Raw genomic sequence first — 12,894 nt, 5'->3', positions numbered from 1 at the left:
GAAAGGCAGGACAGAGATGGATAATTTATTCACACCGAGTGCCAAGGACGTTTTAGTGCTGGCACAGGAACAAGCTAAATATTTCAAACACCAGGCTGTGGGTACTGAACACTTATTGCTAGCCTTAACCATTGAACAAAATGGGATTGCTAGCAAAGTCCTGGATCAGTTCAACGTGACCGAAGAAGACGTTCGTGAAGAAATCGAACGGTTTACCGGCTACGGAACCATGACCAACACAACAAAAGATACCTATTTACCATATTCACCAAAAGCCAAGGACATGTTGACATTGGCCGGTGACGAAGCAAAACGGTTGGGTGCCACTAAGATCGGAACGGAACACCTATTGTTGGCGTTGTTATCAGACGAAACAATTCTGTCATCCCGGATCTTGATGACGTTGAACCTGGATCTAGCGCAAACGCGAAAGATCATTCTACACAAGCTGGGCGTTAACGATTCACCGCGGCGGCGTCAACAAATCGCCAAAGCGAACGCGGCTAAGCAGCCAAAGGAAGGCACGCCAACCTTAGACTCACTGGCACGTGACTTAACGGCCCTGGCGGTTGAAAAACAAATGGATCCCGTGGTTGGCCGTGCTAAAGAGGTTAAACGGGTGATTCAAATTTTGAGTCGTCGGACGAAAAATAACCCCGTGTTGATTGGGGAACCTGGTGTCGGGAAGACCGCCATTGCTGAGGGCCTTGCCCAAAAGATCGTCGCCGGTGATGTGCCAGATAACCTTGCTGACAAACGGTTGATGATGTTAGACATGGGATCACTGGTTGCCGGGACCAAGTACCGTGGTGAATTCGAAGACCGGCTCAAGAAAGTCATCGAAGAAATTTACAACGATGGTCACGTGATCTTGTTTATCGACGAACTTCACACCCTTATTGGTGCTGGTGGTGCAGAAGGGGCAATTGATGCCTCGAACATTTTGAAGCCAGCTTTAGCACGTGGTGAACTCCAAACCATCGGGGCAACGACACTCAATGAATATCAAAAGTACATTGAGTCTGACGCTGCGTTGGAACGGCGGTTTGCGACCGTGCAAGTGGACGAACCAACGGAAGCCGAAGCAACCGAGATTTTGATGGGGTTGAAGGGTCGTTATGAAGACCACCACCAAGTTGAAATCACGGATGACGCGGTAACTGAAGCCGTTAAACTATCTTCACGGTACATCACCCAGCGGTTCTTACCGGATAAGGCCATTGATTTAATGGACGAGGCGGCAGCCAAGGTTCGCATTGATGACGCGGGTCACCCAACGAAGCTTGCAAAGCAAGAAGATAAGTTGGCTGAGTTACAGCAACAAAAGGAAGCGGCCATTGAAAACCAGGACTTTGAGGGTGCGGCAGCACTTCGAGAAAAGGAAATGGCGTTACGGAAACGGGTCGACAAATTGGTTGATGAAGCTGATGCTGACAAGCTTGCTGGTAAGCATCAGTATGACTTGAAGGTGACCGGTGAAGATGTCGCCGAGGTTGTTTCTGAGTGGACGGGTGTTCCGTTAACACAGTTACAGAAAAATGAAGAAGCCCGGTTGTTGAACCTTGAAAAGGTGCTTCACAAACGGGTCGTCGGGCAAGATGAAGCCATTTCCGCGGTTTCACGGGCCATCCGGCGGGCACGGTCAGGGTTGAAAGATCCAAACCGGCCAATTGGGTCGTTTATGTTCCTTGGCCCAACTGGTGTCGGAAAGACGGAATTAGCCAAGGCATTAGCCGAAGCAATGTTTGGTTCTGAAGACAACATGATTCGGGTCGACATGTCTGAATATCAAGAACGGTACAGTTCCAGTCGGTTGATTGGGGCAGCACCAGGATATGTTGGTTACGATGAGGGTGGTCAGCTGACCGAACAGGTTCGGAACAAACCATATTCCGTTGTGCTCCTGGATGAAGCGGAAAAAGCTGATACAGAAGTCTTTAATTTGTTATTGCAGGTTCTGGACGATGGCTTTTTGACGGATTCTAAGGGCCGGAAAGTGGACTTTAGAAACACGATTTTGATCATGACCTCGAACCTTGGGGCGACCGCAGTTCGTGACGATAAGGAAGTTGGGTTTGGCGCGGTTAGTGCAACGGATAGTTATAACGCCATGTCTGCGAAAATTCGTCAGGCGTTACGGCAAACATTCCGGCCTGAATTCTTAAACCGGATCGATGAAACGGTGATCTTCCACTCCCTGACAAAGCCAGAACTACACGACATTGTTAAAATCATGGCCACAACGGTCTTGAATCGGGTCGCGGAACAGGGCATCAAGGTTAAGATTACCCCGGCAGCCATTGATGTTGTCGCAGATGCTGGTTTTGATCCTGAATATGGGGCACGGCCAATCCGGCGGGCCCTTCAGACTCAGGTGGAAGACCAGTTGAGTGAAGCCTTGATTGCTGGACAAATTAAAACAAACGATGTGGTGACGGTTGGTGCCAAGGGTGGCAAGATTACGATCACCACCAAAGAACAGCCGACACAAAAAGAGCCAGTTTCTTCAAAATAACAGCGTGTTAATCATGACGTTTCGCCATGGTTAATACGCACCCACAAACAGTCACTTATGGATAATTGCCATGGGTGGCTGTTTGTGTCAGTTGAAAGATCACGCCTGCGATTAAAGTTTTATGAGGGTCAGTCGTTCGTAATTGCTTTTTCCTTAGGGAAAGCAGAAACTAAAGGTGATCTGTGAACTAAATTGAATCTATTAATAAGGAGGCGTTTAAATGAGTCGCGAAGAACAGCTGGCGCACACCCGGCGACGCATTTTGGATGCTGCCCGTGAACTGTTTTTGACAAAGGGCTATGCTGAGACCTCGACCCGAGATATTGCCGGGATTGTTGGTATCTCACAACCAGCACTGTATCATCACTTTAGCGATAAAGAACTTATCTTTTTAGAGGTAATTGAAGAGGTTGGCGGTGAACTGGCCACCACGATGACGACCATCATCACGGCAGACCAGGGAAGCGGGTTAGACGTGCTGACGGATCTCACAGCGGCCATGCTTGCGGTGCACCCGCGAGATGCGTTTTCACTGATTCACGGCAGTTTCCGCTACCTAAAGCCGGAAAATAAACGCCGTTTGGGACAGCTATTCGGCATGGACTACGTGCGACCATTGGCCCAATTCTTTGGTTCAAACAAAGTCACCCTGAAGCCAGGCCTTGATCCGCAAACGGCGGCCAGTTTTTACATGACCAGTTTGGCGCCGTTATTTGCTCAATTTCACCGGCTGGGTGATCCAGAACTGTCGGAACGCGAGCAAATTCAATTCTTGCTGAAGCTGATTTTATTTGGAGTTGCGGATGGTGTGAGCGATACCAGTAGCCCTGAGTAAAACCATTGACAACATTAACAAATCAGCGTATATTACTACCTGTATATTACTGTGAATAAAAATCGGGTTGACGATCTATTGTCCGCTAACCCCCTTATAGAAAAGCAAAAGTAGCCTTTAACTGTTTCATTATGGAAGAGCTTCTTTTGCCTTTTTTATGCTCAAAAATCGATTTACAGGTGATTTGTAATCAACTTGTAACATTGATTGGACGGGCTTATTCACCGGAAAACCTCAATCGAAGGAGTGAAGAACTTGGCAGGGCATTTAGTTAAATACGGTAAACACCGGACCCGTAGAAGTTACGCACGCATCAAGGAAGTTCTTGATCTGCCGAACTTGATTGAAATCCAAACGGATTCTTACCAATGGTTCCTAGACGAGGGACTGCGTGACATGTTCGACGACATCATGCCAATTGATGACTTCCAAGGAAACTTGTCATTGGAATTCGTTGACTACCAGTTACTCGAACCAAAATACACTGTGGATGAAGCACGTGAACATGATGCAAACTACTCTGCACCATTGCACGTGACGTTGCGGTTAACGAACCACGAAACTGGTGAAATCAAGAGCCAGGACGTGTTCTTCGGTGACTTCCCGCTGATGACTGATCAGGGGACGTTTATCATCAACGGAGCAGAGCGGGTTATCGTATCACAATTAGTGCGTTCACCTGGTGTCTACTACAACGAAGATGAAGACAAGAACGGCCGTGAAGTCTTTGGCGCAACCGTTATTCCTAACCGTGGTGCATGGTTAGAATATGAAACGGATGCAAAGCAAATTTCTTACGTTCGGATCGACCGGACACGGAAGATCCCAATGACGGAACTTGTTCGTGCACTGGGCTATGGTTCTGACGATGAAATCATTGACATCTTAGGTGAAAGTGATGCATTGATGAACACCCTTGAAAAGGATATCCACAAGAATTCTGAGGACTCACGTGTTGAAGAATCCTTGAAGGATATCTACGAACGGTTGCGGCCTGGTGAACCAAAGACGGCTGACTCATCACGGAGCTTGTTGACGGCGCGGTTCTTCGATCCAAAGCGTTACGACACAGCCCCTGTTGGTCGTTACAAATTAAACAAGAAGTTGGACTTACACACCCGTTTGCTGGGCTTAACGTTAGCTGAAACATTGGCTGACCCTGAGTCTGGTGAAGTTATTGCTGAAAAGGGTACTGTGATCGATAAGACTGTAATGGCCGAATTATCACCATATCTGGATCAGGAAGACTTTAAGGCTGTAACGTACACACCTTCTGATGAAGCCGTTGTGACAGAACCAATGACTGTTCAAGTGATCAAGGTCTTCTCAAAGAACGACCCTGAACAAGTTTTGAATATGATCGGTAACGGTCACATTGACTTAAAGAACCACACCATTCAACCAGCTGATATCGTGGCTTCAACCAACTACTTCTTGAACTTACAAGAAGGCATTGGCTCAACGGATGATATCGATCACTTGGGTAACCGGCGGATTCGTTCCGTGGGTGAACTGTTACAAAACCAATTCCGGATCGGGTTATCCCGGATGGAACGTGTGGTTCGTGAACGGATGTCCATTCAGGATGCCGCCACAGTAACACCGCAACAATTGATCAACATTCGTCCCGTTGTGGCTTCAATCAAGGAATTCTTCGGAAGTTCCCAACTGTCACAATTCATGGATCAAACCAACCCACTGGGTGAATTAACGCATAAGCGGCGTTTATCTGCTCTTGGACCTGGTGGTTTGACCCGTGACCGTGCCGGTTATGAAGTCCGGGATGTTCACTACACCCACTATGGTCGGATGTGTCCTATCGAAACACCTGAAGGACCGAACATTGGGTTGATCAACTCACTGTCCAGTTACGCGAAGGTTAACCGTTACGGATTCATCGAAACACCATACCGGCGTGTCTCATGGGACACACACAAGGTTACCGACCGAATCGACTACTTAACGGCCGATGAAGAAGATAACTTTGTTATTGCCCAAGCCAACTCACCACTGAACGACGACGGTTCATTCGTTGACGACACAGTGTTGGCTCGTTCAAAAGATGAAAATATTGAAACATCATTAGACAGCGTCGACTACATGGACGTTTCGCCTAAGCAGGTCGTTGCGGTTGCCACAGCATGTATTCCTTTCTTGGAAAACGATGACTCCAACCGTGCCCTGATGGGTGCCAACATGCAACGTCAAGCTGTGCCATTGTTGAACCCCCACGCACCACTCGTTGGGACTGGGATTGAATACAAGGCTGCGCATGACTCTGGAGTTGCATTGATCAGTAAGGCTGCCGGAACGGTTGAATTCGTTGACGCACGGCAAATTCGTGTTCGTCGTGAAGACAGCACGCTCGACACTTACAAATTGATGAAGTTCCGCCGTTCAAATGGTGGTAAGAACTACAACCAACGGCCAATTGTTAGTGTGGGTGACTCAGTTGATGCTGATGAAATCTTAGCTGATGGTCCTTCCATGGAAGGTGGGGAATTAGCCCTTGGGCAAAACCCATTGATCGCCTTCATGACGTGGAATGGTTACAACTTCGAAGATGCCATCGCCATTTCAGAACGGTTGGTTAAGGACGATGTGTACACGTCGATCCATATTGAAGAATATGAATCAGAAGCACGTGACACAAAGCTCGGACCTGAAGAAATGACGCGTGAAATTCCTAACGTTGGTGAAGATTCCTTGAAGGATCTTGACGAACAGGGGATTATCCGGGTCGGTGCTGAAGTTCAAGATGGTGACATCTTGGTTGGTAAGGTTACACCAAAGGGTGTTACTGAACTCTCTGCTGAAGAACGGCTGTTACACGCCATCTTCGGTGAAAAGGCACGCGAAGTTCGTGATACGTCACTCCGTGTTCCTCATGGTGGTGGCGGAATTATCCAGGATGTTAAGATCTTTACCCGTGAAAACGGTGATGAACTGTCTCCTGGTGTTAACATGATGGTTCGGGTCTACATCGCCCAGAAACGTAAGATTCAGGTCGGTGACAAGATGTCTGGTCGTCATGGGAACAAGGGGACCGTTTCAATCGTGATCCCTGAAGAAGACATGCCATACATGCCAGACGGAACACCAATCGACATCATGCTGTCACCAATGGGTGTGCCTTCCCGGATGAACATCGGGCAAGTGCTTGAATTACATTTGGGAATGGCTGCTCGTAAGTTAGGTATTCATGTTGCAACGCCTGTCTTTGATGGTGCGCAAGACGAGGATATCTGGTCAGCCGTTAAGGAAGCCGGAATGCCTGATGACGCTAAGTACATTCTGTACGATGGGCGGACTGGTGAAGCCTTTGATAACCGGATTGCCGTTGGTGTGATGCACTACCTGAAGTTGGCCCACATGGTCGACGACAAGATCCACGCCCGTTCAATCGGACCTTACTCATTAGTTACGCAACAACCACTTGGTGGGAAAGCGCAATTTGGGGGCCAACGGTTTGGTGAAATGGAAGTTTGGGCCTTGGAAGCTTACGGTGCCGCTTACACGTTACAAGAAATTTTAACGTACAAGTCAGATGACGTTGTTGGTCGTGTAAAGACCTATGAAGCCATCGTTAAGGGCGATCCAATTCCAAAGCCTGGTGTGCCAGAATCATTCCGTGTGTTGGTCAAGGAATTACAAGCCTTGGGTCTGGACATGACGGTGCTGGACAGCAACAAACAAGAGATCGAACTGCGTGACATGGATGAAGACGAAGACGATGTTGTCAACGTTGATGCGTTGAGTAAGTACGCTGCTGAACATCCCGTTGACGAAAAGACGGATGATCAACACCCAGCGACAAACGCAACGGAACAACCAGCACCTGTTGAAGAATCTGAACACACAACAAACGAATAGTGTGATCTGTCACCATTGAAAATGAGAGGGAGGTCAATCCTTTGATTGATGTCAACAAATTTGAAAGCATGCAGATTGGGCTTGCATCGCCCGATAAAATCCGCAGCTGGTCATATGGTGAAGTTAAGAAGCCAGAGACCATCAATTACCGGACATTAAAGCCTGAACGTGACGGGCTGTTCGATGAACGGATTTTTGGACCCACGAAGGACTGGGAATGTGCCTGTGGTAAGTACAAACGGATCCGTTATAAGGGTGTTGTTTGTGACCGTTGTGGTGTTGAAGTTACGCGTTCTAAGGTTCGTCGTGAACGCATGGGCCATATCGAATTAGCTGCCCCAGTAACCCACATCTGGTACTTCAAGGGAATCCCAAGCCGGATGGGCTTAGTTCTTGACATGAGCCCACGGGCTTTGGAAGAAGTGATCTACTTCGCTTCTTACGTTGTCTTGGAATCAGGGAACACACCATTAGAACGCAAGCAATTGTTGTCCGAACGTGAATACCGTGAAAAGAAAGCCCAATACGGGAATGAATTCCAGGCTGAAATGGGTGCCGAAGCCATTCGGAAGCTGTTAGCGACCGTTGACTTAGACAAGGAAGCCGTTACTTTGAAGGAAGAACTGAAGGAAGCTTCTGGTCAAAAGCGGACGCGTGCCGTTCGTCGTTTGGACATTTTGGAAGCCTTCCTGCAATCCGGTAACCGTCCTGACTGGATGGTTATGGATGTTGTTCCGGTTATTCCGCCTGACTTACGGCCAATGGTTCAGTTGGAAGGTGGCCGGTTCGCCACTTCTGACCTGAATGATTTGTACCGTCGGGTTATCAACCGTAACAACCGGTTGAAGCGGTTATTGGACTTAAACGCACCAGGAATTATCGTTCAAAACGAAAAGCGGATGTTACAAGAAGCCGTTGACGCCTTGATCGATAACGGTCGTCGTGGCCGTCCTGTCGCTGGTCCTGGTAACCGGCCATTGAAGTCACTGTCACACATGTTGAAGGGTAAGCAAGGACGGTTCCGTCAAAACTTACTTGGGAAACGTGTTGACTACTCCGGCCGTTCCGTTATCGATGTTGGACCAACGCTGAAGATGAACCAAATGGGACTTCCTGTGCCAATGGCCATGGAACTCTTCAAGCCATTCATCATGAAAGAATTGGTTAAGCGTGAACTCGCTTCAAACATCAAGAACGCGCGGCGGAAGATTGATCGTCAAGATAACGATGTTTACGATGTCTTAGAAGACGTTATCAAGGAACATCCAGTGTTACTGAACCGGGCCCCTACCTTGCACAGACTTGGGATTCAAGCATTTGAACCCGTGTTGGTGTCAGGGAAGGCCATGCGGGTTCACCCACTGGTGTGTGAAGCCTACAACGCCGACTTTGATGGTGACCAAATGGCCATCCACGTACCGTTGTCTGACGAAGCGCAAGCTGAAGCACGGTTATTGATGTTAGCTGCTGGTCACATCTTGGCACCTGCCAATGGTCGTCCAGTGGTTACACCATCACAAGATATGGTTATCGGGAACTACTACCTGACAACTGAAGAAGCTGGCCGTGAAGGTGAAGGGATGATCTTTAAGGATCTGAACGAAGCCCGCGTTGCCTACCAAAACGGTTACGTGCACTTGCACAGCCGGATTGGTGTGCAAACGTCATCCATGACGAACAAGCCATTTACTGATGACGAACGTCAGCACATCTTGATTACGACCGTTGGGAAGATGATCTTTAACGCCATCTTGCCAGAAGAATTCCCATACTTGAACGAACCAACGTCAGCAAACCTGACGGATGGTGTGGACGACCGGTTCTTCTTGGAACCAGGCGCTGATTTGAAGGCTGTGTTGAGCAATCAACCACTGAACGATCCGTTTAAGAAGGGCTTCTTGGCCGACATCATTGCCGAAGTTTACAAGCGTTACAAGGTAACAGCAACGTCACTTCTGTTGGACCGGATGAAGGACCTAGGGTACTACGAATCCACGAACTCCGGTCTGACCGTTGGGATTGCTGATATCTCAACGTTGAAGACAAAGAATGACATTGTGCTTGACGCACGTAAACAAGTTTCAACGATTTCAAAGCAGTTCCGTCGTGGGTTGATTACCGATGACGAACGTTACCAACGTGTGATCGACGTTTGGAACACTGCCAAGGATGACATCCAAGAGCAACTGGTTGACTCAATGGAATGGAATAACCCAATCTTCATGATGAGTGATTCTGGTGCCCGTGGGAACATTTCTAACTTTACGCAACTTGCCGGAATGCGTGGTTTGATGGCTGCGCCTAATGGTCAAACGATGGAACTGCCAATCGTCTCAAACTTCCGTGAAGGGCTCTCTGTCTTGGAAATGTTTATTTCCACCCATGGTGCTCGTAAAGGGATGACCGATACGGCCTTGAAGACTGCCCAATCTGGGTACCTGACTCGTCGTTTGGTTGACGTTGCGCAAGACGTTATTATTCGTGAAAAGGATTGTGGTACAGACCGTGGTCTGACCATTCACGCCATCACGAACGGTAATGAAATGATTGAATCATTGTACGAACGGATGCTCGGTCGTTACGCAATGAAGACAATCTACCACCCAGAAACGGGTGAAATCATTGTTAATGCTAACCAAATGCTGGATGAAGACGCTGCGCAAGCAGTTGTTGACGCCGGCGTGACGGAAGTTGTGATTCGTTCAGCCTTCACTTGTAACACCCAGCACGGGGTTTGTGAACGTTGTTATGGACGGAACATGGCAACTGGTGACCGTGTTGAAGTTGGGGAAGCTGTTGGGACAGTTGCCGCTCAATCAATCGGTGAACCAGGGACGCAATTAACAATGCGTAACTTCCATACCGGTGGTGTTGCCGGGGATGATATCACTCAAGGGCTTCCTCGTGTTCAAGAAATTATTGAAGCGCGGAACCCTAAGGGTAAGTCAGAAATTTCCGAAGTTACTGGGACGATTGTTTCAATCGAAGAAAACCCAGCTGAACGGACGAAAGAAGTTACGGTTAAGGGTGAAGCCGAAACACGGTCATACACGTTACCATTACGGGCCCGTATGCGGGTTGCTGAAGGTGACTTTATCCACCGTGGTTCAGCCTTAAACGAAGGGGCCATTGACCCTAAGGAATTACTGAAGGTTCGTGATGTGTTATCGACCGAAAACTACTTACTCCGTGAAGTCCAACGGGTTTACCGGATGCAAGGGGTTGGGATCGCCGATAAGCATATTGAAATCATGGTTCGTCAAATGATGCGGAAGCTCCGTGTTATGGACCCAGGTGACACTGATATGTTACCAGGGACGTTGATGGATATTGCTGACTTCAAGAATGCCAACACGAAGACGCTGATTGCTGGTGGGATTCCTGCCACTAGTCGGCCAGTGATCCTTGGGATTACCAAGGCTGCCCTGGAAACAAACAGTTTCTTATCAGCCGCTTCCTTCCAAGAAACAACGCGTGTCTTAACGGACGCCGCAATTCGTGGAAAGAACGACCCATTAGTTGGGTTGAAGGAAAACGTTATTATCGGGAAGATCATTCCTGCCGGGACTGGGATGCCAGATTACCGGAAGATTCAGCCTAAAGAAGCTGAAGTGACCGGAACGGAAGGCGTTTACTCCATCAGTGATTTAGAAAAGAAGATGCGTGAAGAAGACGCCAGAAACTAATGGGTGACCATTAGTGAGGTACATGTGACTTCATGTGTTAACGAAAACGGGACTCGACCATTACGGTTGAGTCCCGTTTTTTTGTGGGGTGAATAATGGGCAAGCTCTGTCGACCGAATACACAAACGTCGGACTCATGGACATGGAACCGTCCAAATGCTAGTTCTAACTGCCGAAAACGCGAGCCAAACCACAGGCCTCTGTCTCATCTAACATAAAAATGCACTTATGGACATGAACCGTCCATAAGTGCATTTTTATGTTACCTGAGTAGGCCTAACCGTGGTTTGGCTCGCTCTTTCTATCTAAACATTGTCTTTGTTGCCCGCGCCATTACCTTCGGGCTCTTTTCGTAGTGGTGCATTGGTGTCATTTCGGTTTCTGGAATTCCTAAGAACGTGTACACAGCCAGCTGCGCACAACGGAACGAATACTGTTCAGTGAAGACCATGTCAAACGGCATTTCCGCAAACTGACTGATAAAGGCCAGGTTGTGGCTGTGCTTTGGAACAACTAACGGTCTGTCACCGACTGCACGCCGGTTAAAGAGGGCGCTTGCGTAAGGCATGTAAACAGGGATGACATTGACAGTGGTTGCCATTAATTCATCGGTCCGATTAGCAATGCTATCACGGCTATCGTCCACTTCGTTTAGGTGGCCAAGAACTTCCGTTAAGATCTCTCGACCAGTCATCTTGATGTATTCCTTGTCCACATAATCACCATGGCGCCGTGGGTACATGACGTAGCCCCAGAAGACCGTTTCGTTTTCCTTTTGGGCGTGGAAGTGTGGTTGGTGATGCACCACGATGGACATCAGCCCAGTACTATCGACCCAGGTGTTGAGGGCGTTACCAGGTTGTTGTTGTGTAATCCGGGTAATTTCGTTTAGAAGGTCATGGTTGTCATTGGTGACGGTGAAACTCATCCATTCACTTTGTTGACGATCATTGAAGAATTTATCTGGATGACCCAGGTCATAGAAGTGACCGGCAGCTTGCTTCCAGAGTTGAGCACTTGGCGCATATTCATGGTTTTCAACCAGTGGCGTATCCATGTCCCCGTAAGAAGAACTGTCCGTGATGGAACCATTTGTATCAAACACAAAGTCATGTTCATCAACATCTTGATGGCCAGGCTTGTTGGCGTTATCGACTTCTTCGTAATCAAAACCAGTCACAATGATGTCGTCACGTAACGGTGTGTCCTTAAAGGTTAACGCGGTGATTTTACGATTATTAACAAACGTAACACCATGATCACTCAAGAATTTCCGCATTGGTAGAATTAAGCTTTCGTACTGATTGTACGGTGTCCGCGTGACACCCTCCAGTGTGTTGATGCGGCTAAATTCAAGGATCATCCGGTTCATATACCGGCGGAGTTCCATTGCTGAACTTTGACGTTTGAACGCGAACGTTGTTTGCCACATGTACCAGAAGTTTGTGGTAAAGAAGTGTGGGGAGTCAGCAAACCAATCGTCGATCCCGATATCATTTAGCTTAGCTTCCTTACTTTCTGGCATCATCATCAACTTGGTGAGCAAGACTCGGTCGAGGTTGTTAAACTGCATGTGTGAATAATCATTTTGGTCGCCCTTATTACGAATCCCGTTAACCTTGTCCATTAAACGGGCAACGTCGTGGGTTGGGTGCGCATGATCAAAATCAAGGATTTCTTCAGTGACAGATTTTTCAGGATGGTCTAAGGATGGGACAAACCGCATGAGATCCCAGAGATTTTCATACGTCTCTTCATTCAGCATCCGGCCACCCTTAGCAAGGTACCCCTTGGTGTTAGCGAGGGCCTGGTTACTGTATTCATTAGTGTAATCTGCGGTTGGCGCACCATCGTTTGCACCGTGCGTTTCAAGGCCGTACATGGTGATTTGGTCACCATTCCAGCCACCATCGCGAATTAAATAGAGTCCTGCGGCAAGGTTCCCGATCCCAGTTCCAATCATATAAGCATGTTGTGCCATATCT

General features: G+C 48.0%; 5 protein-coding genes. 4 read left to right on the top strand and 1 reads right to left on the bottom strand.

What is annotated here, in order from left to right:
* Positions 1-16 precede the first annotated feature (16 nt).
* From ACKTR5_RS03785 to rpoC, 4 genes are all read left to right on the top strand, one after another.
* A complete protein-coding gene (locus ACKTR5_RS03785) occupies positions 17-2,515 on the top strand; it encodes an ATP-dependent Clp protease ATP-binding subunit (protein ID WP_407879317.1) in 2,499 nt (832 codons plus the stop codon).
* Positions 2,516-2,735: 220 nt separating this feature from the next.
* A complete protein-coding gene (locus tag ACKTR5_RS03780; protein ID WP_407879315.1) occupies positions 2,736-3,350 on the top strand; it encodes a TetR/AcrR family transcriptional regulator in 615 nt (204 codons plus the stop codon).
* Between the two features lie 246 nt (positions 3,351-3,596).
* Positions 3,597-7,223, top strand: a complete 3,627-nt coding sequence (rpoB, locus tag ACKTR5_RS03775; RefSeq protein WP_407879313.1) for a DNA-directed RNA polymerase subunit beta — start codon at positions 3,597-3,599, stop codon at positions 7,221-7,223.
* A 41-nt stretch (positions 7,224-7,264) separates the two neighbouring features.
* Positions 7,265-10,909, top strand: coding sequence for a DNA-directed RNA polymerase subunit beta' (gene rpoC / locus ACKTR5_RS03770; RefSeq protein ID WP_407879311.1), 3,645 nt, complete (start codon positions 7,265-7,267; stop codon positions 10,907-10,909).
* Between the two features lie 301 nt (positions 10,910-11,210).
* Here the strand turns inward: rpoC and ACKTR5_RS03765 are convergent, their stop codons facing one another.
* Positions 11,211-12,890 carry an oleate hydratase gene (locus ACKTR5_RS03765; protein ID WP_407879310.1) on the bottom strand — a complete coding sequence of 560 codons (1,680 nt, stop codon included), beginning with the start codon at positions 12,888-12,890 and terminating at the stop codon, positions 11,211-11,213.
* Positions 12,891-12,894 lie beyond the last annotated feature (4 nt).

It is taken from the genome of Furfurilactobacillus entadae (assembly GCF_045862745.1).
GTDB classification, from domain to species: domain Bacteria; phylum Bacillota; class Bacilli; order Lactobacillales; family Lactobacillaceae; genus Furfurilactobacillus; species Furfurilactobacillus entadae.
The sequence above is the reverse complement of the archived record's forward strand: the minus strand, read 5'-3'. Positions and strand labels throughout refer to the sequence as shown.